The organism is Luteipulveratus mongoliensis (assembly GCF_001190945.1).
Classification (GTDB): domain Bacteria; phylum Actinomycetota; class Actinomycetes; order Actinomycetales; family Dermatophilaceae; genus Luteipulveratus; species Luteipulveratus mongoliensis.
This window is the reverse complement of record NZ_CP011112.1, coordinates 66,906-91,190: the sequence shown is the minus strand read 5'-3', so window position 1 is coordinate 91,190 and position 24,285 is coordinate 66,906. Positions and strand designations below refer to the sequence as shown.

Below are 24,285 nucleotides of genomic sequence, written 5' to 3'. Positions count from 1 at the left end.
ATGGAACGCACGTGTGACCGGCGAACGATGCTGCAGATGACCGGCCTGACCGCCTTGACGATCCCTCTGGCGTCCGGTGGCACGGCCGCAGCATCAGTGAGTCCGAGAGCTCCCGGAGCGGCCCAACGCGCCTGCGGCTCAGTGGTCTTCACCGATGGGTTCAAGGCGGGGACCTTCGACCAGTGGAGCGAGAGAACGATCGACGGGAACGGGTCGATGACCATCGTGCCGAGCCCGACGGACTCGGCCGCGAAGGTCGCGCGGTTCTCGATCCCCAATGACGGCGTCTCTTTCCGCTCCGAGGTGGCGCGCAAGCAGTTCACCTACGGCCGGTATCGATACACCGTGTCGCACTTCATCCCGGAAGACTGGGTGCCCTACAAGTACGAGACCATCGTCTCGCAGTGGCACGGCTACAACATCGACGGCGTGAACTTCAACCCGCCCATCGCGCTGTCAGTCCATGGAGCGCCGGAGCCCAAGTGGATGGTCCGGATCTTCCGCATGACTTACGACTCCGACGGCACCCCGGTCCCGGTGGAGACTCGCTACCTTCCCCCTGCTCCGATCCGCTACGGGGCGTGGAACGACTGGGTGTTCGACATCACCTGGTCTACGTCTTCGAGCGACGGTCTCGTGGTGGCGACTCATAACGGGAGCGAGGTCTTGCGAGCGAAAGGTGAGAACAACTACCACCAGCAGGACTCGCCGTACTTCCAGATGGGCGTCTACCGATCCACCTGGCGGCCGGGCAACACCGAGCCGACGGGCGGCCCCGACGTCGTCGTCTACCACCGAGGGGTCTCGATCACGGACTTGCGAGAGTGCGTCTGACCGGACGTCAGAGGGGTTGGACGTTGGCGTTGATACGGAAGACGTTGTTCGGGTCGTGCATGGTCTTGACCAGCCGCAACCGTTCGTACGTCGGGCCGTCCCAGGCGGCCGCGTAGTCCTCGACGGGCGCATGTGCACCAACGAAGTTCACCAACCGACCGCCCGTACTCCAGGGCTCGAGAGCCTGCACGACCTCGTCGAGCGCTGCCTCGATACGGACAGCCTGCTCGGGCCCGCCCATCGTGACGGCGAAGCAGGTGAAGGCCGCGTCACGGTTGCCGACCGCGTTCGGGTGGCGAGGCTGGCGAGCGAGTGCGCCGCCCAGGTGACGGATCTCGACCATGACGAGCGAGCAGTCCGAGTCGGGGCCGGCCAGGTCGAGGATGGCGTCGACCGCGTCAGCGTCGAGCACACCCAACGCTGTCGTCCGCTCGAACGCGGGCATCGGCTGCGTGGGATCCATGTGGACCGTCGCGATGTCGGCGTACGCGATCTCGTCGACCGTGTCGATCAACGAGTTCGCCACGGCACGCAGCGGCGCCACCAGGTGCTCACCGTCAGCCGGCGTGCCGACGTACGCGATCCGCACGGCCACGGTGAGCCGACCCTGCAGAGGCGGGGGTACGTCGGGCATCGGCGGCAGACGCAGCAGCGCGATCGAGGACGTCATCTGGTCGGGGACCGTCTCGGTCCAGGCGCGGTAGGCGTGGAGCACCTCGTCTGCGTGGGCGCCGTCGAAGAAGATCGTGCCGCCGTAGAGCGTCGCGACGGGGACGAGGCCGAACTCCATCGCGGTGACCACGCCGAAGTTGCCCTTGCCGCCGCGCAGTGCCCAGAACAGCTCGGGGTGCTCGTCTGGGGTGACCGTCAGCTGTCGTCCCGTTGCAGTGACCAGATCGAGCGAGCGCACCTTGTCGGCAGCCCAGCCGTACGCCCGCCCGAGCGGGCCGAGCCCGCCGCCGAGGGTGTACGACGTCACGCCGAGCGTCGGCGAGGAACCGACGAGCCCGGCGAGGCCGTGCTTCGCGGTGGCCTCGATGACTTCCTGCCACCGGACGCCCGCCTCGACTCGCGCAGTGCGCGCCTCCGGGTCGACCGACAAGCCGTCCATGCGACGGGTGCTGATCATCAGCGAACCCTCCGCCCAGCCGGTGGGACCGTGGCCCGTCGCCAGCACGCTCACGGGCATTTCGTGCCTGGCGGCGAAGCGGACTGCCGCCGCTACGTCATCGGCGCAGGTGGCGCTCACGATCAGTGCGGGACGCTGCTGGACGCAGAGATTGAAGCCGGCCCGCTCCTGGTCGAACTCGGCAGAGCCCGGCTTGAACACCGGGCCCTTCAGGGTCATCTGGAGCTTGATGATGTCGGCCGTGCTGAACGCCATGTCGATTGCCTTCCGAGGTCCCGTGGCCAAGCGATGCGGTTGAGAGGAGGCACGGAACCTCGGATTGCGTACATGCGAGTTCGTTGGTCGAGTAGCCGGAGCGTCAGTCCACCTCCGCTGGTCGAGTAGCCGGAGCGGGTCTCGATACGAGGCTCCGCAAGCTCCGCCTCTACTCGACCCAAGTACCGGAGGCGTATCGAGACCGGGTGCGCGCGTGCACCTGGTCTCGATACGGCTCGCCCTAGGGGGCTCGCCTACTCGACCGGCGGGGAAGCGGATTGCGTTGCGGCCAAACGCTGCTGGAGCTTTTCGCCCTCGATGTCCGGGTCGGGAACGTACTTGGCGAACCACTGCGGGTGGTACCAGAGCTTGGACTTCACGATGGCCATGACTGCTGGGACGAGAGTCAGGCGTACGACGAACGCATCCAGGAAGACACCGACGGCGAACCCGAAGCCGATGGCCTTGATAGTCGGGTCATCCGTGAACATGAACGCCACGAAGATCGCGAACATGATGAGCGCGGCAGCCGTGACCACCCTTGCGGCATAACCGGTTCCGCGTTCGACGGCATCTCGGGCATCGCCCGACTTGGTGTACTCCTCCTTGATCCGCGAGACGACGAACACCTCGTAGTCGCTGGAGAGCCCGAAGATGATGGCCAGCATGATGATCGGCAGGAAGCTGATGATCTCGGTCGGCGTGATCCCGAACAGCTTTTCGCCCCAGCCCCACTGGAACATCGCGACCTCGGCACCGAACGCCGCACCGACCGACAGCAGGAACCCGATGATCGACTTGATCGGGACCAGGATCGTCCGGAACGCGAAGGTCAGCAGCACGAAGGCGAGCCCGACGACCGCGACGAGGAACAGCGGCAACGCACTCGAGAGCTTGGACGACACATCGATGTTGGACGCCGTCTGACCGCCGACCAGGATGTGCGCCCCGGTGCCACCCTCGATCTTCGAGCGGTCGTCCCGGATCCGGTTCACGAGGTCGGCGGTCTCGGTGTCGTTAGGTCCTGTCTTCGGCACCACCTGCAGCAGCTGCAGCGTGCCGTTGCGTGCACTGGGCGCGACGGTCGCGACGTTGGGCAGCGACTTGAGCGCGGCGCCGATCTGAGCGACGTCCTGCTCGCTGTCCACGCCGTCGGCGAGCACGAGGAGAGCACCGTTGAAGCCAGGGCCGAAGCCCGCGGTGACGTTGTCGTACGCCCGTCGTTGGGTGTCCGAGGTCGGCTTCGCGTTGCCGCTGGGCAGGCCGAGCTGCATGCTCGCGACCGGGATCGCGATGACGGCGAGCAGCGCGACGCCGGCGATCAGAACCGGTATGCGCCAGCGGACGACGAACCGAGCCCAGATCGCGCCGGCCGTCTGCTCAGGGGTGTCGACGGCGGTCCGCGCGACCGCCTCGTGGTGACCGGGGCGCAGCGGTGAGTTGATGAACTTGGCGACCTTCATGCCGGCGAAGCCGAGCAGCGCCGGGAGCAGCGTCAGCGCGACGAGGAGCGCGATCAGGACCGCGCCCGCCGCTGCCAGACCCATGACTGTCAGGAACGGGATGCCGGCGACCGACAGGCCGCACAGCGCGATGATGACGGTCAGCCCGGCGAACACCACTGAGCTGCCTGCCGTCCCGACGGCGAGAGCGACGGACTCCCTGACGTCCATACCGGTCAGCAGGTTGTTGCGATGCCGGGACAGGATGAACAACGCGTAGTCGATCCCGCACGACAGGCCGAGCATCATGGCCACGGTGGTCGACGCGGACGCGATGTCGAGCACGGCCGCCAGCGCGGTGATGCCCATCAGGGTGATGACGACGCCGATGATCGCGTTGAGGATCGGCAGGCCCGCGGCCACGAACGCGCCGAACGTGATCAGCAGGATGACGAACGCCACCGCGATGCCGATCATCTCGGGCGTCTCGGAGATCTCCTGCTTCCAGCCGGGGTACGCCGTGCCCGAGTAGTCGACCTGGACGCCGGAGTTCTGGGCCGGCTCTACCGCTTTCTTGACAGCGTCGAGCGTCCCGTCGGTGACGTCGAGCGCTTCGTTCTTGTACTGGACCGTCCCGATCGCGACCTGCTGCTTGGGCGAGATGGTCTTGCTCTGGAACGGATCGACCACCGCCGCGACGCCGGGGATCGCCTTGAGGCGAGTCGTCGTCGCTGCGATCGCCTTCTGGTTGGCCGGGTCGGTGATCTTCGCGTCGCCGTGAGTCGCGAAGACCAACTGGGTCTGCCCGGCGTTGGCGGCGGGGAGCTTCTTCTCGAGCACCGAAACCGCTTGCTGTGACTCGGTTCCCGGGATCGTGAAGTTGTCGTTGGTCTTGCCGCCGCTCGCCTGGGCCAGCACTACGGCACCCACAGCGAGCAGCAGCCACACGGCCAGCACGATCCGTCGATGGACGACGGACCAGTTGGCGAGGCGGTACAAGTACGTGGACATCGCAAGACCCCTTTGGGCAGGTGCAGATGCAGCCGTACTCGCGACCCTGGCCCGACCTTCCCGAAGGGTCAAGAGCCTCGAATTCGCCTGCGTGTCGCCCGGTTGTGGTAGCCAAGGGTGCGGAGCGCAGCCGTGGACTCCGACCAATGAACGCGTGGGAGAAGCATGTCGGAGCAGCTGATCGAGGTCGATCGACTGGATGCCCTTGTCCTGCAGGCCTATCGGGATCGTCGCGTCGCCTGGGAGGAGGCTCGGGACCAGCTGCTGGGCTGGCTCAAGGGGCACGCGGCCGACCTGCTGGACGAGAGCGACGAGTCCCGTCTCGACGTCTCGCACCACCGGATCAAGGCCGAGGACCGCGCGCTGGACAAGCTGCGGCGTCGAGTCGCCGAAGGGCGGGCCAAGCCGCCCCGCAACGCTGGGGACGTCGAGCGGTGTGTTCGCGACATCGTCGGCATCAAGGTGCTCTGCAAGTCACCGCGTGACCAGTCGATGATGTGCGCGGCGCTGCTGGACGCCGACCAGCGGGGCGAGCTCGAGCTCGTGGAGCACAAGGACCACGTCGACCCGCCCAAGGCGAGTGGCTACCGCGCGCACCACATCATCCTGCGGGTCCCGGTCAGCAAGGGGCAGCCGGTGCTCGTCGAGGTGCAGGTCAAGACGCGGCTGCAGGACGCCTGGGGCGAGCTCACCCACGAGGACCTCTACAAGCCCGGCGCGGCCATGAAGCCGGGGCCCTTCCACACCTCGGTCGCCCGAGCGATGGCCGCGATGCTGGCTGCGGTCGACAACATGGCCGACGACCTGGCGAGTGACCTCGAAGGATCGCTCGCGCCCGACGCGTCGGGGCAGTCCGCGGCCGGGGACGAGGCGCCCGACGCCGAGCTGGCCGACAGCGACGTCGAGGTCAGGGTCCGTACGACCGGGCCGCGCTTCGCTCTCGCCGTGGACGACCGTGGCCGCCAAGGCCTCATACCGGCGTACGCCGTCCGTCGCCTGCTCGGCATCAAGGGCCGGATCGACGTCAACGACCACGTGCAGGTCAACGACGTCCTACGCGCCCGGGCGAAGGAGAACGACAAAGGCTTCTACTTCATCCCGACATCGCTGGTCGAGTAGCCGGAGCGCTAGCGGAGGCGTATCGAGACCAGGTGCACGCGCGCACCGGGTCTCGATACGGCTCGCGCTAGGGCGCTCGCCTACTCGACCAGCGCTGGGGTCTAACGCTCCGCTCGGCGTGTCGCGGCCGACCGGATATGGGGGTCGTAGAGATGGGCAACGTTGTTGCGGATCTGTACAACAAGGTTGTACTTCTCCACGAGACCCATTCCCGTCCGCCGCTGGTCGAGTAGCCGGAGCGCTAGCTGTTGCGGGTCGAGACCAGGTGCACGCTGGTCACCGGGTCTCGATACGGCTCGCGCTAGGGCGCTCGCCTACTCGACCAGCGCTGGGGTCTAACGCTCCGCTCGGCGTGTCGCGGCCGACCGGATATGGGGGTCGTAGAGATGGGCAACGTTGTTGCGGATCTGTACAACAAGGTTGTACTTCTCCACGAGACCCATTCCCGTCCGCCGCTGGTCGAGTAGCCGGAGCGCTAGCTGTTGCGGGTCATGAGGTTGGTGACACGGCCGGCGGGTTAAGGACGGGCAGGTCCCTGCGGCGACAGGATGAAGGTGTCTAGCCGTTCATCACGTCGAGTCAGCCGAAGGAACCTGCCCTATGCCTCACGGTAGTGCCGCCCTGTCGTTCGAGGGCCGCCGTCGTCTTGTCCGCCGCTGTCAGCACCGGCCGATCGCGCACGTCGCGGCCGAGGCCGCGGTCTCTCGTCAGTGCCTGTCCAAGTGGTACGCCCGCTGGCGGCGCCACGGCGACGCTGGCCTGCACGACCGGACCAGCCGCCCCGAGCACTCACCGACCGCTACACCCAAGGCGGTCATCGAGCAGATCATCGAGCTACGCAAACGCAAGTGGTCCGCGCGCCGGATCCATCTCGAGCTGGCCCAGGAAGGCACCGACGTCGCGGTCTGCACGATCAGCCGGATCCTGGTCCGACACGGCCTGAATCGTCTACGCCACCTCGACGTCGATGGCGAACCACTACGAGCACCGGGAAAGATCATCGCTCGCTACCCCGGTCACATGACCCACCTGGATGTGAAGAAGGTCGGACGCATCCCCGACGGCGGCGGCTGGCGAGCTCACGGCAAGCACTCACCCCAGGCCAAGGCCTCTGACCGGGCCCGTAAGAAGGGCCAACGGATCGGGTACACCTACCTGCACTCGGCCGTGGACGGCTTCTCCCGGCTGGCCTACACCGAGGCCCACGACGATGAGAAGGCTGCCACCGCCATCGGGTTCATGTTCCGCGCCCGGGTGTTCTTCACCGCGCACGGCATCACCCGCTTCACCCGCATCGTGACCGACAACGGCGCCTGCTACCGCGCGCATGACTTCACCCGCGCCGTGCACTCCTTCGCCGCCAAGCACCAACGGACCAAACCCTTCACGCCTAAGCACAACGGCAAGGTCGAGCGCTACCAACAGACCCTGGCCCGCGAGCTCCTGTACGCCGCCGTGTTCGAGTCCGAGCAGCACCGCCGCGATCGGCTTCGGGTGTGGCAGGTCCACTACAACTACCATCGGCCCCACACCGCCGCCGGAGACCAGCCACCAGCCTCACGCCTCCCAGCCCGTGTCACCAACCTCATGCGCAGCAACAGCTAGCGGAGGCGTATCGAGACCTGGTGCGCGCGGTCGCCGGGTCTCGATACGGCTTGTTCCTCACCTACTCGACCAGCGTGCGGGTGGCTACTCGGCCGGTGCGGTGACGGCGAGGGCGGCCTTGATGTCGTCGGCGATCTTCTCGGGCTTGGTGGTCGAGCCGTACCGCTTGATCACCTGACCGTCCTTGCCGACCAGGAACTTGGTGAAGTTCCACTTGATCCGGCTGCCCACGGCGCCGCCCTTCTGGTCCTTGAGCCAGGCGTACAGCGGGTGGGTGTTCTGGCCGTTGACGTCGACCTTGTCGAACATCGGAAAGCTCACGCCGTAGTTCTTCTGGCAGAAGGCACCGATCTCGTCGGCGCCACCCGGCTCCTGATGGGCGAACTGGTCGCACGGGAACCCCAGCACCACGAAACCCTGGTCGCCGTAGTCCTCGAACAGCTTCTCCAGACCTTCGTACTGCGGCGTGAACGCGCACTTGGAGGCGGTGTTCACGACCAGGGTGACCTGGCCGTCGTACTCCTTCAGGGACTGCTCGGTGCCGGACAGGGTGGTGGCGGTGAAGTCGTGCAGGGCGGTCATCGGTGTCCTTCCGAAGGGGGTACGCCGTTCGGCCAGGGTTCGGAGCGCCGGCCGGGTGCGGATGGGTCACAGGGTCGCACGGTCGTGCGGATCTAGGTTAGGGCGCGTGGCGAGACGAATCGGTGGACTGGACGGCGAGCAACGGCGGGCCGCGCGGCGGGAGGCGCTACTGGATGCCGCGCTCGACCTGTTCGCCCGGCAGGGCTATCTCGGGACCTCCATCGAGCAGCTGTGCCAGGAGGCGCACGTCAGCACGAAGAGCTTCTACGACGTGTTCACCTCGCGCGAAGACTGCTATCTCGGGCTCATGCGGCGCAGCACCGTGCACCTGCAGACCGTGGTCGGCCAGGCGTTGGAGGGCGCGCCAGCGGATGACGAATCGGCAGCAGCCGCAGTCGTACTGAACGCCATGGCGCATGCCTTCGGCGACGACCCGAGGCACGCGATCGTCCTGTTCGGGCACGGGACAGCGACGACCGTCGACGTCGAGCGAGAGCGACGGACCAACCGCCGGTGGGCCGCGGAGTTCGTCGCGGGGATCTGGCGGCAGTACTCGCCAGACGTCCCCGTGCCGCCGGGGTTGGCGACCGGTACGTCCGGCGGACTGTTCGACATCGTGGCCGACTGGGTCACCGACGTGGACGGGCCGCCGGCGCTGGATGTCGACGAGCTGCACGGGTCGTTGCGGGCCTTCTACGGCGCAGTGGTGGCGGGGCGGCGTCTCAGTTACGGAAAAGATTTCTTGTCCTAAAGGGTCATAGCGTGCTTCACTCCGTGCACTGTGATGCACGTCACCTCTGAGGAGAAGCCATGCAGACGTTCGCCCGCCGGTCCTTGATCGCTTCCGTCGCGGCTGCCGCGGCGTTCGGTGTGATGACACCGACTGCAGGCGCAGCGACGCCGCCCACCACGGGCTGGAACAACTGGTCGTGCAAGCCATCGGCCGCGCATCCGAACCCGGTCGTCCTCGCTCATGGCCTGGGCGGCAACGGCACCGACAACTTCCTCACGCTCGCGCCGACGCTCGCCGCGGCCGGCTACTGCGTCTACTCCACGACCTACGGCGGCACGATCTTCGGTGACCTGGTCGGCGGCCTCGGTGCGATGGACAAGAGCGCGGCGACGTTCTCGACCTTCGTCGACAAGGTCCTGGCGAGCACTGGTGCGACCAAGGTCAACGTGGTCGGGCACTCGGAGGGCACCACGGTGCCCGCCTATTACATGAAGTTCCTCGGCGGCGACAAGAAGGTCAACCGTTACGTCGGGTTCGGCGCCAACTATGCCGGGACCTCGTTGTCGGGCCTGGGCACCCTCGCCAAGGCGCTCGGTCTCCAGCCGATCCTGAACGGCGTCGGCTGCCCGGCGTGCTCCCAGTTCCTCACGGGTTCCGACTTCCTGAAGAAGCTCAACGACGGTGGGGTGGCAGTCCCCGGTCCGCAGTACACCAACATCGTCACCAAGTACGACACCATCGTGACGCCGTACACCAGCGGAATCCTGAAGGCTCCCAACGTGACCAATGTCGTCCTGCAGAACTCCTGCGGGCTCGACTTCAGCGGTCACCTCGGCCTCGCGATCGACCCCAACGTGGCGAGTCTGGTGAAGTACCACCTCGACCCGGAGCACGCCGGCAAGCCGACCTGTGTGCCCTTCTGGGCGCTCGGCGCCTGACAGGTCTGAGCGGCAGTCGCGGTCCCAAATGATGGCGCTCCGTACGGATTCACCTGCGACACTCGATCAGGTGGACGTCGATCCGATGGCCCGTACGACCGCCGCAGAGCCCCTCGAAACGGCCCTGTCGGCCGCCGAGCGCGCCGCGAAGTCCGCCCGCTCGATCGTGCTGGTGGAAGGCCCGAGCGATCGGGCAGCGCTCGAGGCTCTCGCTGAGCGACAAGGCAAAGACCTTGCGGCAGAAGGCATCTCGGTCGTCCCGATCGGTGGCGCGACCAACATCGCGCACTTCATTGAGGTGCTCGTGCCGTACGACGTCCGCCTGGCCGGACTGTGCGACGTCGCCGAGGAGCGGTTCTTCCGTTTCGGACTCGAGCGGACCGGCGTCGGAGCGGCCACCAGTCGCGAGCAGCGAGAGACGCTCGGCTTCTTCGCGTGCATCGACGACATGGAGGACGAGCTGATCCGGGCGCTCGGACCACCGGCCGTCGAGGCGGTGATGGACGCCGAAGGCGAGCTCGCGTCGTACCGGCTGTTCCAGCAGCAGCCGGCCCAACGCGAACGCACCGCGACTCAGCAGCTGCACCGATTCATGGGCACTCGCTCGATGCGCAAGATCCGTTATGGGCGGCTGCTGGTCGAGGCGCTCGACATGCACCGCGTGCCGCGTCCTCTGGAGGCGGTCCTCGCTGTCGCATGACTGAGGTCAGACGCGCTGCGGTCCAGGCCCCTGCTCGCCGAGCGCGTCCTGCGGGTTGAGCAAGAAGCACGACTTCATCGACAGGCAGCCGCATCCGATGCAGCCGTTCAGCTCGTGCTCCAGTCGTTCGATCTGGCGGCGACGCTCCTGCAGGATCTGCTTCCAACGAGTCGACACCCGGCGCCAGTCGGCCGTCGACGGGCGCTCTTCGTGCGGCAGCGGCTGGAACGCGACTTGCACGTCGGCCAGCGGGATCGACAGCCGTTTTGCCACTACTAGCAACGAGATTCGCCGCACCATGTGTCGCGCGTAGCGTCGTTGGTTGCCCGCCGTCCGGTGCGAGGAGATCAGCCCGAGCGACTCGTAGTAGTGCAGCGCCGAGTGTGGGACGCCGGTACGGCGCGAGATCTCACCGATCGTCAGCGAGTCGTCCGGACCGAGAGACATGTCTACCCCTTGACCTCAAGTTCACTTGGGATTTTAGCGTGTCGGCATGACAACAACCGAGCAGATCGAGAAGACGTCCGACACGGGCGCCAGCTGGCGGGACCTCGCGTCGTACGGCGGGCCTGTCGTCGTGATGGCCGGCGGCGTGCTGCTGCAGGCCGTGAACATGTATCTCACCAGCAGCCTGCTGCCCTCGATCGTCGGTGACATCGGTGGCCAGACCTTCTACGCCTGGACGACCACCACCTTCCTGGTGATGTCGGTCGTCGCCGCGATGCTGGTCAGCCAGCTGCTCGCGCGGCTCGGCACGGCCGGCGCGTACGTCGTCGGGTTCGGCGCCTTCGTCGTCGGAACCCTGATCGGTGCCGCGGCGCCGAGCATGGCGGTGCTGCTGCTCGGTCGCGGCGTTCAGGGGTTCGGCGGTGGACTCCTCGCGGGCCTCGCCTTCGCGGTGCTGCGCTCGGTCCTCCCGGAGCGGCTGTGGACCCGCGCCCTCGCCCTGCTCTCCGGGATGTACGCGGTCGGGACCCTCGCGGGACCGGCGGTCGGTGGTGCGTTCGCGCAGTACGACGCGTGGCGGGCTGCGTTCGTGGTGACGGCTCTCGCGGCGGCGGGGTTGGGCGTGGTCGCGGGCCGGGCCCTGGCAGGTCAGCCTCGAGGTGGCGATGCGGAGCCGGTGCCCGTCGGGTCCTTGGCTCTGTTGACGGCGGCAGTGGCAGCGCTCAGCATCGCGAGCATCGTGCACGGGGTCGCTGTCGCAGCCACGATCGTGCTGGCGGTCGTCCTGGTGCTCGCGTTCATCGGTTGGGAGCGCAAGGCGACGAGCACGGTGATGCCGAGGGCGACGTACGAGCGTGGTGTGCCGCTGCGGTGGATCTACCTCACACTCGGCGCGGTCTCGGCCGCCGCAGTCACCGAAGCGTTCACGCCGCTCTTCGGGCAGGAGATCGGCGGGCTCGAGCCCTTCGTCGCCGGCTTCCTGGGTGCGGCGATATCGGTGGGCTGGTCGACGACCAACGTCTTCGCGGCCGAGGTGCACAGCGAGCGGACCAAGACCATGCTCGTCGTCGGAGGCCCGGCTGTCGTGGCCCTCGGGCTGCTCGGAGCAGCGTTCGTGCCGCAGGTGGCGTCCGGCGGGTGGGCGATGCTCATCTGGGCGCTGCTGCTGATCGTCGCGGGCTCGGGTATCGGTGCGTCGTTCCCCCACCTTGCCGTGCGGGCCATGAGCGTCAGCGACGACCCGGTCGAGGCGGGCAAGGCGGCTGCTGGCATCAACACCACTCAGATGATCGCGATGTCGACGATGTCCGCACTCGGCGGCGTCCTGGTCAACGTCGGGATGCCGGACGTCCCTAACGCCGCTCGCAACCTCCAGCTCGGACTCGCAGTGGTCGGCGCGCTGGGTGTCATCACCGTGCTGCGCGCTCTGCAGCGGCCGCGTTCGGCTGCGTAATTCGGTTGCCGCACGTGCCCGTCGGCTGCTGTCCTGGGCTGGTCAGCCCACCCCGATCAGGAGATGTCATGCGTTCTCGTTTCATGCCCTGCCAGCAGGTCAATCACACCTACGCAGAGGACATGAACCACTTTGACATCCCTGAACTTGGGCATCCTGGCGCACGTCGATGCCGGTAAGACCAGTCTGACCGAACGGCTTCTCTTCGAGGCTGGGGTCATCGACGAGGTCGGCAGCGTCGACGACGGCAGCACCCAGACCGACTCTCTCGCGCTGGAGCAGCAGCGCGGCATCACCATCCGCTCGGCGGTCGTGTCGTTCACGATCGGCGAAACAGTCATCAATCTCGTTGATACGCCTGGACACTCGGACTTCATCGCCGAGGTCGAGCGTGCCTTGAGCGTGCTCGACGGAGCGATCCTGGTGATCTCAGCCGTCGAGGGCGTCCAGGCGCAGACGCGGGTGCTGATGCGCGCGCTCCAGCGGCTGGGCATCCCGACGCTGATCTTCGTCAACAAGATCGACCGGACCGGCGCTCGCCCGGACGAGGTCGTGCGCGAGATCACCGAGCGGCTCACACCGCGCGCCATCGCGCTCGGCTCGGTGCGTGACGCGGGCGGTCGAGACGCGAGCTTCGTTCCGTACGAGTGTGGTTCGCGTCCGATGGACGCCTGGGTCGATCTTCTCTCGGCTCACGACGGCGAGCTGCTGGCGGCGTACGTGGAAGACCCGGCGTCCGTGACGGAGTCGCTTCTCCAGGAACGCCTGGCCGAGCAGTCGCGTGCTGGCACGGTGCATCCGGTGGCGTTCGGGTCGGCCGTGACCGGTGCTGGTGTGGAGGCGCTGATGTGCTCCATTCCTCGGCTGCTCCCCGTCGCTGACCCCGACGTGTCCGGTCCGCCTCGAGGCACCGTGTTCAAGGTGGAGCGCGGCGGTGGTGGCGAGCAGATCGCCTACCTGCGACTGGAGTCCGGGACCGTTCGCGTTCGGGATCGGCTTCGTCTCGTGAGCCCGGCCGAGCGCCGGGTGATGGAGGCGAAGGTCACCGCGATCCGCGAGTTCGACAGCGGCGTCGCGAGGCCGGCCCAGTGCGCGCGTGCGGGACGGATCGCGCAGGTGTGGGGTCTGGCGGGCGTACGGATCGGCGACGAGATCGGTGATGTGCCAACGCGATCCGCGGATCGGCACTTCTTCTCACCGCCCTCCTTGGAGACCGTTGTCGACCCGGTGCGTGACGCGGACCGCGGCACGATGCACGTCGGTCTGAGCCAGCTGGCTGAGCAGGATCCGCTGATCGATCTGCGGCAGGACGACGTACGGCACGAGATCTCGGTGTCGCTCTACGGGGAGGTGCAGAAGGAGGTCATCCAGGCGATGCTCGCGCAGGAGTACGACGTCGACGTCACCTTCCGGGAGACGACGACGATCTGCATCGAGCGGCCGTCGGGCTCGGGCGAGGCGTTCGAGATCATCAACGTCGGGCCCAACCCGTTCCTGGCAACGGTCGGCCTTCGGGTCGACCCAGCGCCGGTCGGATCGGGCATCACGTTCGCGCTCGGCGTGGAGCTCGGCTCGATGCCGCCCGCGTTCTTCACGGCCGTCGAGGAAGCGGTGCACGCCACGTTGCGCGAGGGTCTGCGAGGTTGGGCGGTCGCGGATTGCCTTGTCACCATGACGCATTCGGGCTACTGGGCGAGGCAGAGCCACTCTCACGGCACCTTCGACGCGAGCATGTCGAGCACCGCCGGCGACTTCCGCAACCTGACGCCGATGGTGCTGACCGATGCGCTGCGTCGGGCCGGCACCTGTGTGCACGAGCCGATCCACCACTTCGAGCTGGAGGTGCCCGAAGATGCTTTGGGCGCAACGCTGTCCGCGCTCTCGCACGTACGTGGGGTGCCGCTCGACACGCAGAGCCGGGGAGCGGCGTACGTGCTCGCCGGTGACATCCCAGCGGCCACGGTGCACCAGCTGCAGCAGCGGGTTCCTGGGCTCACCCGTGGTGAGGGCGTGCTGGTGACGGCGTTCGACCGGTACGAACCGGTGCAGGGTGCGACGCCGGAGCGTTCACGGATCCACGCCGACCCGGCAGATCGTCGCGCCTACCTCCAGGCCCTCGGCCGCTGACCCAACCCCCCGGCGAAAGTTGGTCGCAGGCACAGGTATGCGTGTGCGGCCGATCAACTTTTGCCGGGGGCGTGGGTCAGTGCTCGCGGGCGGACTCCTGGGGGTAGCCGCGGACAACGGCACGCTCGAGGATGCCCAGCGTGCCGCGCAGTGCGGTCTGCGGGATCACCGGGAAGATGCCGCTGCGACGCCAGTCCTCGTGCGCGTCGGACCAGTCGTAGTAGGAGGTCACGAGGGTGCCTTCGGGGACCTCCTCCAGGAGGTAGCCGAAGACGTGCCCGATCGGTGGTCGCACGGTGCCGAGGATCTTCCAGGCGATCTCGCGGTCGTGCTCGAACGTGGTGATGGTGACGGTGACGTCGTACTTGCCCATCGGCAGGTCACCGAGCGCTTCGCGATCCATGTGGACGACGAACTCGTCACCAGCCTGCTCGACACGGTTGCCGTCGGCGCTCTGCAGCATCCCCGAGCTGTCGATGGCGACGTGACCCTGTGGGTCGGTCAGCACGGCGAAGATATCGCTGGGATCGGCAGGGATCGTGCGCTGCGCCTCGAGGCGCTCCGTGGCAAGGGCAAGGGTGCTCTGCTCTGTCATGATCTCCACTCTCGCACCGCTGCGGTGCTTGTGAAGGGCCATCTCACCCCTTGCACGCTTCGGCCCCGATCACGTGAGGTGACGACGCAGGCGCGGCTGGGCGGCGGCGCAGGCGAGCGCACCGATCGCCGGCACGAGCCAGGTCACCGTCGGGCCGGTGTGCTCCAGCAGCTGGGTGCCGAGCAGGGGAGCGACCGTCGTCGCGACGCCCCAGCAGAGGCCGAAGACCGCGAGGTACGCCGCCCTTCCGTGCTCGGGTGCGAGGCCCGCCGCCAGCGACATGCTGTGCCCGAGGAGGGCGACCTCGGCCAGCCCGCACAGCACCGTCGCGACGACGAACAGACTCAGCCGGTCGGCGTACGCCGTCACCACGAGACCAAGTGCCAGGACGACGTACGCGCCTCGCATCATTGCGAATTCGTCCCGTCCGGCGGTGATCCGTTTCAGGACGAGCGTGGCCGCCACGCTCGTCAACGCGCCCGCCGTGAGCAGCACACCCAGGTGCCAACCCGGCAGCCCGCGCGCCCGCAACGTGAGCGGCAGTGCCATCACGATCAACATGTAGATGGTCGCGAAAACCGTTGCTACGCCTAGGAGTACGAGCAGGCGGCTGTCCCTCCACGGCCGCGCCGGCACCTCATCCTTGGACGGAGCACCCACGGCCGTACGCGGCAGCAGCCCGAGCACGATCGCGGCGCACCCCACGCAGCTCACGGCATCGATCACGAAGAGCAGGCGCAGATCGATGCTGCTGGCGACCGCGCCGATGAGCCCGGCGAGCACACCGGCGACCGCGGTCGAAGCCCAGAGCAGGGCGTACGCCGCCGGCCGGTCCTCGGGTCTACTCACGTCCGCGACGAGCGCCTGACTGGCCGGCTCGTAGATCTCGAAGGCGAGTCCGAACACGACGGCCGCCGCGGCCGCGCTCGCGACCGACGGGGACGCCGCGATCCACAGCTGGCTGGCCGCACAGCCGAAGAGTCCGAGCGCGATCGTGCGCGACCGACCCAGGCGGTCCGCGAGCCAGCCGCCGAGCAGCCGGGACGGGATGGTGGCCAGCCCGAACGCTGCCAGGATCAGGCCGGCCGCCGTCAGTCCTGCGCCGAGATGCTCCGTGAGCAGCAGGCCGAGGAAGGCCATCGAGAAGGCGCCGAGCCGGTTGATGGTGCGCGCCAGGATGAGGATGCGCAGCTCCCGTGGCACGGTGCGCCAGGTCAGGGTCTGCGAGGCTGTGGTGACGGACATGAGACCCCCGTGACTGGTTAAAATGATTACGACAGTCACGTTACGCAGTGAGGAGATGACTGGTCAAGTGCATTTCGACAGTCATGTGTGGCGTCTGCTCGATGCAGCCGAGAAGATGGTCAACACCCTCACGCCCGGCGGCGACCGTGGCCGCCCCTACGACGTGCCCGAAGGTCGTGCGCTGCGCGACGCCGCGGCCGAGGCGTTGCGGGCCGATGGCTACGAGCCGCGGGTGACGGCCGCCGAGGCCGAGCAGTTCAGGGTGCTCGCCGGACGACTGCGCGAGGTCTTCGTCGCTGCAGATGCGCAGGAACTGTCGGTGGCCGCTCGGCTCGTCAACCGGTTGCTCGACGAGACGGGTCCCCGTCCTCAGCTCGACGACCACGACGGAGAGCTGCACCTGCACTTCCACGGGCGGGACCCGGGCCTCTATCCGGGCTGGTCGCCCGGCGTGGCCGCGGGCCTGGCCATGGCCCTGGGCAGCGCGATGGGTGGCCGGCTCGGCGTGTGCGAGGCGCCCGGCTGCGACCGGGTCTACGTCGACGGATCCAAGAACGGCGGCCGCCGGTTCTGCTCCACGCGCTGCCAGAGTCGGGTCAAGGCCGCAGCACACCGCGAGCGGGCGCGTACCTGACGCGAGGTTTGTCCACAGCACGAACTCCACGCTCGCGCCGGACGTGGCACTCTTCCTCTGAGGCGAGCGCCGCGGGTTCACGTGTGCGCGAGGGGTGCGGATCAGATCAGGGGTTGGGGCGATGACGGGTCGCGAGAGCGAGCACCTCTGGGGACCCTTCGACCCGCACGCCACGCCCGCACAGCCCGAGGCTCACGTCGAGCTCCCCGAGGACGGACTGCCCAGGGTCGCCGGGATCGAGATCCCGCGGCAGGCGGGCGAGTCGGCGGAGGATGCTGCGGTCGCCGCTCTGGCTCGGCAGGCTCAGCGGCTGCCGGGCGAAGCCGTTCGGGCGACCTTCGAGGGCCCGTCCGGCACGCGGCGCCTGGTCATCCAGGCCGACGGCACGCGCTGGGACCTCGACCATGCCGTACGCCCGACGCCGGCTGTCCCGCTCCGTCGCGTTCTCGCGGCGTGTGCTGTGGCGGCGGTCATGGTCGGCGGTGTGGCGGTGGCGGTCGTCAGCGCATCCGGCGATGGCCCGGACCGGCAGGGCGAGCTGTCTCCTGTCTCGACGACGGCGACTCCCGCACCTGTGAGCCGACCGACCGAGACGAGTCAGATCACGTCGACCTCGGCCCCGGCTGCGACCGGCCCGGTCCCGGACGTCGTCGCCGCGACCGGTGCGCCTCCACCTGCCGGGGTGGGCGCGGTGCCCTCGTCCGGTCCGGTGGTGCCCACCTCGCCGGGCGCGCCGCAGCCGACGAGCTCGGCACCTCGACCGCCGGCGCCGCCGCCCGCTACGCCGCGACCACGCAAGACGGTTCCGCCCAAGACCTCCAGCCCCACCTCGACGATCCATCCCCCTCCGTCGCCGACGCCGTCGATGCCGACCATCCCCCGCGGGCCGAGGATCGTCCGGCACTAGCCAGATCGTGACCCACAGCTTGATGACGGGCCGCACTCCGCGGACGCATCATGGTGCTGAGGGAGGCGTGCGATGGGCGTACACGCTGGGCTTGAGCTCTCACCGCTGAGCCGTCGGGATCGCTGGATCGGCCGCGCGGTCCTCGCGGCGCTGATCATCGGAGCGGTCGTCGGCTACTGGCTGGAGACTCGACCGCGGTGGGAGACCACCCATCCGCTCGTCACCAACTACACCTACGACGAGCGGTCTCGAGCGATCGGGGTCTTCTTGCCCATGGGCCAATGCGGCGAGTCCGTGCGCGTCGCTCGTCTCGAGGCGAAGGAGTCGCCGACCCAGGTCGTCCTGACGACGACCCTCACCGTGAAGACTGAGCGGATGGATTGCCCGGACGCGGGCAGCGCAGGGCAGGTGACGACGACGCTGGTCGAGCCGCTCGCCGGCCGGACCGTGGTCAACGCCAAGGGTTTCGCCGTGCGCGAGAGCGCTCTTCCCTGACCGGAGTTATGCCCAACGATCAACGTTTCTTGACGATCTGGCTGGCACCCTCGACCTGGTGCGTCCGCGGGAGGCGGATGCGACCAGGTGAGCGGCCCTCGCGGGTCGAGGACAGGCCACGAGCAGAGGGCGGGCAATGATGCGTCGCGACGGTACTCACCGTGCGCAGTTCAACCCCCACACAACACCCGACGAACCAGTGGTGCGTGTCGAGCTGTCGAAGAGCGGACGACCACGGGTAGCCGGCGTCGAGATTCCTTGCAGCGCAGACAGCACCGCGGAGGACGTCGCGATCACGGCGGTGGCGCGACGGGCGCGTAGGCAGCCCGCGCAGGCAATTCGCGCGAGGGTCGTGAGTCCGTCCGGGACGAAGCGACTGGTCGTTCAGGCCGACGGCACGCGCTGGGATCTGGACGCCGTAGGGCGGAGCTTCACGCTGCCGGGGCGGCGCACGATCGCCGCGTGCGCCATCGCTGCCGTCGTGACGAGCGGCGGGGTTGTCGGCGTGCTGGCGGCGACGCGTGGCGGGTCCGACCAGCGCAAGGAAGTGGCGCCGCCGTCATCGACCAGTCGCACGGGTTCTTCGGGACCGGGCGCGTTGGCCCCGACCTTCCAACCGTCGACGATCGGGTCAGTGCGCGGGCCCGTGCCGGCCGCACCGTCAGCCAAGCGGGGGACTCCGATTCCACAGCCGACCTGGTCCGCTCGGCTGCGGCCGACCGGAGCGCCGCCGGCCACCACGCCGCGCCCCCGCAAGTCGATCCAGCCCAAACCGTCCAACAAGGTCACGACAGTGAATCCGCCCCCGCGGCCGTCGCGTCCGATGCCGACGATCATCCGGTCACCGCGCGGCCACCGCTAGGCGCACCGGATGGCGGTGTCGATGGCGGGGCCGCTGTGAACGGTTGTCCACAGCCCTGAACGCCGTGCCCGCGCCGATCGTGGCACGCTCGCTCTATTCGGGCGCTGTGAACCACGCCTCTCGCTGGCGGGTGAGCGTGGAGCGAAGCAGGGGGTTGGGCCGATGACGAGTCGCGATGACGGATACCTCTGGGGATCGTTCGATCCGCAGGCGATCCCTGATCGACCGAACGCGCACGTCGAGCTCCCTCCGAGCGGACCGCCGCGAGTGGTGGGCGTCGAGATCCCGCCACGTCCGGGTGAGTCCGCCGAGGGGGCAGCCATCGCGGCGCTCGCGCGTCAGGCGCAGCGGCTGCCGGTCGGTGCCATCCGCGCCACCGTTGAGAGCGCGTCCGGCACGAGGCATGTCGTCGTCCGGGCTGACGGCACGCTCTGGGATCTCAGCCATGCCGTACGCCCACACCCGAGTCTCCCGCTGCGTCGCCTCGTGGCGGTCGTCGCTGTCGCGACCGTCGTGATCGGGGGCGTGACGGTTGCCGTGATCGGCGCGACCGCGAGCGGCCCGGACGCGAGCGCGTACCTCGCCGTGCCGTCGTCGACATCGACATCGTCAGAACCTGAGTGGACGAGCTCCGACACGGCAGATGCCACGCCCAGTTCCACGGCGTCGGCCGTCAGTACGGTTCCCGACGTGGTCGCCGCCACGGGCGCTCCGGCCGCGCAACGGATCGCGGCGGTGCCTTCGACCGACCCGGAGCCGCAGCCGCCTCAAGCGACGCCGCGCGCCACGGTTCCGGTCCAACCGAAGCCGCCCGCACCGTCCGTCGCGCCGCCACGACAGGTCGCTCCGTCGCCGCGCAAGACGGTGCGGCCCAAGGCGTCCCCCACCGCGACGACGGTCCGGCCCCGCGTACTGCCGACGGCGTCCATGCCCACCATTCACCGGGGTCCTCGCATCGTCCTGCACTAGTCGGCGAGCCGCACAGCGAGTCTTGCGTGCGGTAGCGTCCCGCGTGGTCAGGGCCATCGGGGAGGCGCGGGATGTCGGATCGGGTGGGGTCTCGGTTCGGGATCTATGAGCTGCAGGCCTTGCTGGGCCGCGGTGGGATGGGTGAGGTCTACCGGGCCTGGGACACCGAGAAGGACCGCACCGTAGCGATCAAGCTGTTGCCGACGCGGTTGGGTGAAGACCCTTCGTACCGAACACGATTCGAACGTGAAGCGCGTACGGCCGCGTCCGTTGCGCACCCGCACATCGTGCCGATCCACACGTTCGGGCAGATCGAGGGTGTGCTGTTCATCGAGATGCCGCTGGTCACCGGCACCGACCTGTCCAAGGTGCTGGCCAAGGCCGGCCGGTTCTCCCTGAAGCGGACTGTGCACATCGTGGAGCAGATCGCCGGCGCGCTGGATGCTGCGCACCGGGCGGGCCTGACGCATCGGGATGTGAAGCCGGAGAACATCCTGGTCACCGATGACGACTTCTGCTACCTGGCCGACTTCGGCATCGCGAGCAGGGCCGATGACACGCGGCTGACCGAGTCGGCGGCGGTGATCGGGTCCTGGCGGTACATGGCACCGGAGCGTTTCAGTGATCAGCCGGCCACCGCAGCAGCAGACACGTACGCGTTGGCGTGTGTGGCGTACGAGATGCTTGCCGGCACACCCGCGGTGCCGCACCAGGGTCGGGATGCGATCGTCGCGGCTCAGCTGCACGCCTACCCGGCGCCGTTGCCGAGCCCGGTCACCCCGCAGGTGAACGCGGTCCTACGTGGGGGGTTCGACAAGGACCCGGCGAAGCGGCCCGCGCAGACCGGTGAGCTGGCCCGGCAGCTACGCGCGGCCGCACCCACGGACGGAACCACGCCACGGCGGCGTTGGGGAGCGCTGCAGTGGACCGCCGCTGTCCTTGCCGTGCTCGCGGTCATCGGGGTCGGCACGACCATCGGTGTGAGAGTCCTGTCCGATGACGCACCTGAGTCGGTGGTGCTGCTACCGGCCGATCGCACCACGGGCAACCCGTTCACCGACACCACCGTGAACCAGAAACCCTCCGACACCCTCGCCCAGCCCTACCTACGCCGCGACGGAACCCCCTCAACCAGTACGCCGGGCGGCGCAACGCCGGCGGCCTCCGCGCTGGGCGCGCCCACCTCGAGGGCCGGTGACGCTGCAGGTGGATACGGCGTGGGTCAGCAGCCCGCCTGTGACACGGCGCAGCTGGTCAAGCTCATCACCAAGGATCGGACCCGCGCCGCGATCTGGGCCGGGCTGCTCGACACGACCGTGGCCAAGATCCCGCAGACCGTCGCACGACTGACGCCCGTGATCTTGCGCGATGACACGTTGGCGACCAACACGGACTACCGCAACGGCAAGGCTGACACGTACGCGGCAGTTCTCCAGGCCGGTACGGCGGTGCTCGTGGATGACCGCGGCGTGCCACGGGTGAAGTGCAACTGCGGCAACCCGTTGGCCGAGTTCGCTGGTGATGAGATGCCGACCGCGATCACGGGTGCACCGTGGCCGAGCTACTCCGGCAAGGTCGTACGCGTGAAGCCGGCCGCGGCGCCTGTCAAAGAGTTCAGCGTGACCCAGATCGATACGGGTGCGGTCAAAGCGGCACCGGTCGGATCGACCGCCTCGACCACTAGTGGCCCGAAGGATGCGATCAAGACCTTCGACTTCGCCAACGCCACCTGGACTGCGGGAATCGCCAATGGGCAGAAGCGGATTCCGTTGAAGAGCGGCAAGCATGTCGTGAGCCAACCGGGCTCGATCACTCCGCCGGTCTGGGAGCTGTTCAAGTCCACGGAACTCGACCAGTTCGGGGACGTCAACAAGGACGGCTACCTCGACGCGGTCAGGACGGTCAGTGTCCTGGAGGGCTCGGCCTTCCACATCTCGACGTACGTCTGGTTGTGGGACCCGCAGCGACGCACGGCGGTCCAGATCGAGCAGGCCGTCGCCGAGGGCTCCCGGTGTGGCAACTGGCCCAAGAGCGTGCGGGTGAGTCCCGGCAAGGTCACCGTCCGGATGGGCATCAAGTCCGAGTCGGAGTCGTGTGCCGACGATCCGGCCGAGGTCATGACCGTGGTCGACGTGTGGCGCGATGGCCACCTCAACATCCAGCAGGACGCCGGCTGACTGAGCGACGAGTCCGGTGACGATCACAGGCGTGTTCACAACGGCGGGCACCCTGAGGCATGGCGGCTGGCCCCGTCAACCCCTAGGGGTGTTAACGATGACAGTTCGTGATGTCCGCGCCTACTGGGCGAGACGTACTGGCGCATCGCCGGCCCCTACCGGAGGGTAGGACGGCCACAGCTCTCGGGGGACATGGTCCCAACGCCCGGTCCGACGGTCGGCTCCGGGCGGTGCTGTGGCGTCACTCCTGGAGAGGACCACCACATGAGGATGACGACATTCGCCGTCGCCCTGGCAGGAACCGCATCAGTCGCGCTGGCCATGCCGGCGAACGCTGCGAGCGCCGCACCGCTCCCTGCGACCAACGACTCAGCGGTCGCTACCTACCTGAAGAGCACGCCCGCCGGGCTCAGTGCATCGGCCGGAGACGCCTACCAGCTCATCCGCCGGACCACGAGCAAGGACGGCACGACCCACGCGCGTTACGCCCGCACCCACGACGGGCTGCCCGTCGTGGGCGGCGAGCTCGTGGTGCACGCCAAGGACGGCAAGGTCGTGGATCAGTCGACCTCGCAGACGGCTCCGATCCGCGTCGGGACCGCCGCTCACGTCCCGGCAGGGACTGCGCGCTCGGCATCGATCACCGGGGCGCGCAACTTCAACCAGACCGGCGCCACCCAGGCCAAGCTCGTCGTGGATGCCACCTCGAGCACGCCGCGTCTGGCCTGGATGACCCTGGTTGCGGGTGTCCAGCTTGATGGTCTGACACCCAGCCGCCGCGCCGTGCTGGTCGACGCGAGCACCGGCAAGGTCATTCGCTCGGCCGAGACCGTCGCCACGCTGCTGCCCGCCTCGACCTCCAAGGCGGCCATGGCGCGGAGCGGTGCGAAGGCGCCGAAGCTGACCGCAGCGGGTCGATCGCGTGCCCAGCTGCCCGTCATCAGCTGGACCGCAGACGCTCCCGCGAAGTCCGCGGCCGTCGCGCCGCGTGCAGCCGCCGGCGTCAAGGCCGTCGGTCACACGACGTTCTACGGCGACGTCACCCTCACGGTGACCAAGACCAGCACCGGTTTCAGCCTGGTCGACGCGGCCCGCGGCAAGGGCAGCACGTGCAACTCCAACTACACCGGCAACACCGACTTCGGGACGGGCGACACCTGCAAGCTGATCGTCGCCAAGAAGGCGGTCTTCGGCAACGGGAAGGCGACGGACCCCAACACCACGGCGGCGGACGCGCACTACGGTGGCGCGGTCACCTGGGACTACTACGCCAAGACGTTCGGGCGTAAGGGCATCTTCGCCAACGGCAAGGGCGTCGGCTCGCACATCCGGTTCGGCTTCAAGGGCTGGAAGAACGCCGCCTGGAACGGCACGAACATGGTCTACGGCGACGGCGGCAAGTACGGCTCGATGGCAGCCCTGGACGTGTCCGGTCACGAGATGACCCACGGAGTCTCCGAGGCGCTCGCGAAGCTCGGCTACGAGGGTGACGTGGGCGGCATCAACGAGTCCACCAGCGACGTCTTCGGCACGATGGTCGAGTACACCGCCAAGAACCCCAAGGACAAGTTCGACTTCCTGATCGGCGAGAAGCTCAACTACAACGGCGACGGCAAGCCGCTGCGCTACATGGACGACCCGTCCAAGGACGGCATGTCGCACTCGTGCTGGAGCAAGGCCACAGCCGACGACGACCCGCACTACACCTCGGGTGTCGGCAACCACGCGTTCTACCTGATGTCCAACGGCACCGGGAAGTCCGCGTACGGCACGACGAAGAGCTGTAACGGCACCACGTTCAAGGGGATTGGCGGTATCAAGGTCTCGAAGATCTGGTACAACACGATCCGCGACTACGGCACCGAGAACATGACGTACGCCCAGCTGAAGGCCGGCATGATCAAGTCCGCCAACGCTGAGTACGGCAAGAACAGCACCGAGAGCAAGGCGATCACGGCAGGCTGGAAGGCCGTGAACGTCGCCTGACGATCGACTCATATGAAGCGGGCGGGACGCACACGCGTCC

21 protein-coding genes are annotated in these 24,285 nt (G+C 68.2%); 14 read left to right on the top strand and 7 right to left on the bottom strand.

Translation table 11 applies throughout. From position 1 onward, the window contains the following. Window positions 1-834, top strand: a complete 834-nt coding sequence (locus VV02_RS00430) for a heparin lyase I family protein (protein WP_169787612.1) — start codon at window positions 1-3, stop codon at window positions 832-834. 7 nt (window positions 835-841) lie between these two features. Here VV02_RS00430 and VV02_RS00425 read toward each other — a convergent pair whose 3' ends face one another. Both VV02_RS00425 and VV02_RS00420 read right to left on the bottom strand, forming a co-directional pair. Continuing rightward, window positions 842-2,218, bottom strand: a complete 1,377-nt coding sequence (locus VV02_RS00425; RefSeq protein ID WP_052589216.1) for an FAD-binding oxidoreductase — start codon at window positions 2,216-2,218, stop codon at window positions 842-844. A gap of 254 nt (window positions 2,219-2,472) precedes the next feature. Continuing rightward, window positions 2,473-4,671, bottom strand: a complete 2,199-nt coding sequence (locus VV02_RS00420) for an MMPL family transporter (protein ID WP_052589215.1) — start codon at window positions 4,669-4,671, stop codon at window positions 2,473-2,475. 165 nt (window positions 4,672-4,836) lie between these two features. On the opposite strand from VV02_RS00420, the gene VV02_RS00415 reads away from it, so the two are divergent. Both VV02_RS00415 and VV02_RS00410 read left to right on the top strand, forming a co-directional pair. Next, the gene (locus VV02_RS00415; RefSeq protein WP_052589214.1) at window positions 4,837-5,790 is read left to right on the top strand and encodes a GTP pyrophosphokinase; all 954 of its coding nucleotides are present in this window, start codon (window positions 4,837-4,839) and stop codon (window positions 5,788-5,790) included. 600 nt (window positions 5,791-6,390) lie between these two features. Beyond that, complete coding sequence (locus VV02_RS00410) at window positions 6,391-7,395, top strand: IS481 family transposase (protein WP_052589213.1); 1,005 nt, start codon at window positions 6,391-6,393, stop codon at window positions 7,393-7,395. An 84-nt stretch (window positions 7,396-7,479) separates the two neighbouring features. Here VV02_RS00410 and VV02_RS00405 read toward each other — a convergent pair whose 3' ends face one another. Then, window positions 7,480-7,977 carry a glutathione peroxidase gene (locus tag VV02_RS00405; RefSeq protein WP_052589212.1) on the bottom strand — a complete coding sequence of 166 codons (498 nt, stop codon included), beginning with the start codon at window positions 7,975-7,977 and terminating at the stop codon, window positions 7,480-7,482. A 106-nt stretch (window positions 7,978-8,083) separates the two neighbouring features. Between VV02_RS00405 and VV02_RS00400 the strand changes: the two genes are divergently transcribed. The 3 genes from VV02_RS00400 to VV02_RS00390 all read left to right on the top strand — a co-directional run bounded on the left by VV02_RS00400 (window position 8,084) and on the right by VV02_RS00390 (window position 10,348). Next, complete coding sequence (locus VV02_RS00400) at window positions 8,084-8,728, top strand: TetR/AcrR family transcriptional regulator (RefSeq protein WP_169787611.1); 645 nt, start codon at window positions 8,084-8,086, stop codon at window positions 8,726-8,728. Window positions 8,729-8,787: 59 nt separating this feature from the next. Then, window positions 8,788-9,648, top strand: coding sequence for an esterase/lipase family protein (locus VV02_RS00395; protein ID WP_052589210.1), 861 nt, complete (start codon window positions 8,788-8,790; stop codon window positions 9,646-9,648). A 70-nt stretch (window positions 9,649-9,718) separates the two neighbouring features. Next, on the top strand, window positions 9,719-10,348 hold the full coding sequence (locus VV02_RS00390; protein WP_245632960.1) for an ATP-dependent endonuclease: 630 nt from the start codon (window positions 9,719-9,721) through the stop codon (window positions 10,346-10,348). A gap of 6 nt (window positions 10,349-10,354) precedes the next feature. On the opposite strand, the gene soxR is transcribed toward VV02_RS00390, so the two are convergent. Further along, window positions 10,355-10,795 (bottom strand): redox-sensitive transcriptional activator SoxR, encoded by a 441-nt coding sequence (soxR, locus tag VV02_RS00385; RefSeq protein ID WP_052589209.1) that lies wholly within the window; start codon window positions 10,793-10,795, stop codon window positions 10,355-10,357. A 46-nt stretch (window positions 10,796-10,841) separates the two neighbouring features. Between soxR and VV02_RS00380 the strand changes: the two genes are divergently transcribed. Further along, window positions 10,842-12,248, top strand: coding sequence for an MFS transporter (locus VV02_RS00380; protein WP_052589208.1), 1,407 nt, complete (start codon window positions 10,842-10,844; stop codon window positions 12,246-12,248). Window positions 12,249-12,380: 132 nt separating this feature from the next. Continuing rightward, window positions 12,381-14,375, top strand: coding sequence for an elongation factor G (locus tag VV02_RS00375; protein ID WP_052589207.1), 1,995 nt, complete (start codon window positions 12,381-12,383; stop codon window positions 14,373-14,375). 76 nt (window positions 14,376-14,451) lie between these two features. On the opposite strand, the gene VV02_RS00370 is transcribed toward VV02_RS00375, so the two are convergent. Both VV02_RS00370 and VV02_RS00365 read right to left on the bottom strand, forming a co-directional pair. Beyond that, window positions 14,452-14,970 (bottom strand): SRPBCC family protein, encoded by a 519-nt coding sequence (locus VV02_RS00370; RefSeq protein WP_052596357.1) that lies wholly within the window; start codon window positions 14,968-14,970, stop codon window positions 14,452-14,454. Window positions 14,971-15,039: 69 nt separating this feature from the next. After that, the gene (locus VV02_RS00365; RefSeq protein ID WP_083449795.1) at window positions 15,040-16,215 is read right to left on the bottom strand and encodes an MFS transporter; all 1,176 of its coding nucleotides are present in this window, start codon (window positions 16,213-16,215) and stop codon (window positions 15,040-15,042) included. A gap of 55 nt (window positions 16,216-16,270) precedes the next feature. Here VV02_RS00365 and VV02_RS00360 point away from each other — a divergent pair, with 55 nt between their 5' ends. The 3 genes from VV02_RS00360 (at window position 16,271) to VV02_RS00350 (ending at window position 18,251) form a co-directional block, all read left to right on the top strand. Continuing rightward, a complete protein-coding gene (locus tag VV02_RS00360) occupies window positions 16,271-16,849 on the top strand; it encodes a CGNR zinc finger domain-containing protein (RefSeq protein ID WP_052589206.1) in 579 nt (192 codons plus the stop codon). A 121-nt stretch (window positions 16,850-16,970) separates the two neighbouring features. Next, complete coding sequence (locus VV02_RS00355) at window positions 16,971-17,756, top strand: hypothetical protein (protein WP_052589205.1); 786 nt, start codon at window positions 16,971-16,973, stop codon at window positions 17,754-17,756. A 72-nt stretch (window positions 17,757-17,828) separates the two neighbouring features. After that, window positions 17,829-18,251, top strand: a complete 423-nt coding sequence (locus VV02_RS00350) for a hypothetical protein (RefSeq protein WP_052589204.1) — start codon at window positions 17,829-17,831, stop codon at window positions 18,249-18,251. Window positions 18,252-18,635: 384 nt separating this feature from the next. On the opposite strand, the gene VV02_RS00345 is transcribed toward VV02_RS00350, so the two are convergent. Beyond that, entirely contained in the window at window positions 18,636-19,088 is a 453-nt protein-coding gene (locus VV02_RS00345; protein ID WP_052589203.1) for a hypothetical protein, read from the bottom strand. 187 nt (window positions 19,089-19,275) lie between these two features. Here VV02_RS00345 and VV02_RS00340 point away from each other — a divergent pair, with 187 nt between their 5' ends. The 3 genes from VV02_RS00340 (at window position 19,276) to VV02_RS00330 (ending at window position 24,245) form a co-directional block, all read left to right on the top strand. Further along, window positions 19,276-20,082 (top strand): hypothetical protein, encoded by an 807-nt coding sequence (locus VV02_RS00340; RefSeq protein ID WP_052589202.1) that lies wholly within the window; start codon window positions 19,276-19,278, stop codon window positions 20,080-20,082. 71 nt (window positions 20,083-20,153) lie between these two features. After that, window positions 20,154-22,259 (top strand): serine/threonine-protein kinase, encoded by a 2,106-nt coding sequence (locus VV02_RS00335; protein WP_052589201.1) that lies wholly within the window; start codon window positions 20,154-20,156, stop codon window positions 22,257-22,259. Window positions 22,260-22,523: 264 nt separating this feature from the next. Continuing rightward, window positions 22,524-24,245: a M4 family metallopeptidase gene (locus VV02_RS00330; RefSeq protein WP_169787610.1), complete on the top strand. Its 1,722-nt coding sequence runs from the start codon at window positions 22,524-22,526 to the stop codon at window positions 24,243-24,245. The last annotated feature ends 40 nt before the right edge of the window (window positions 24,246-24,285 follow it).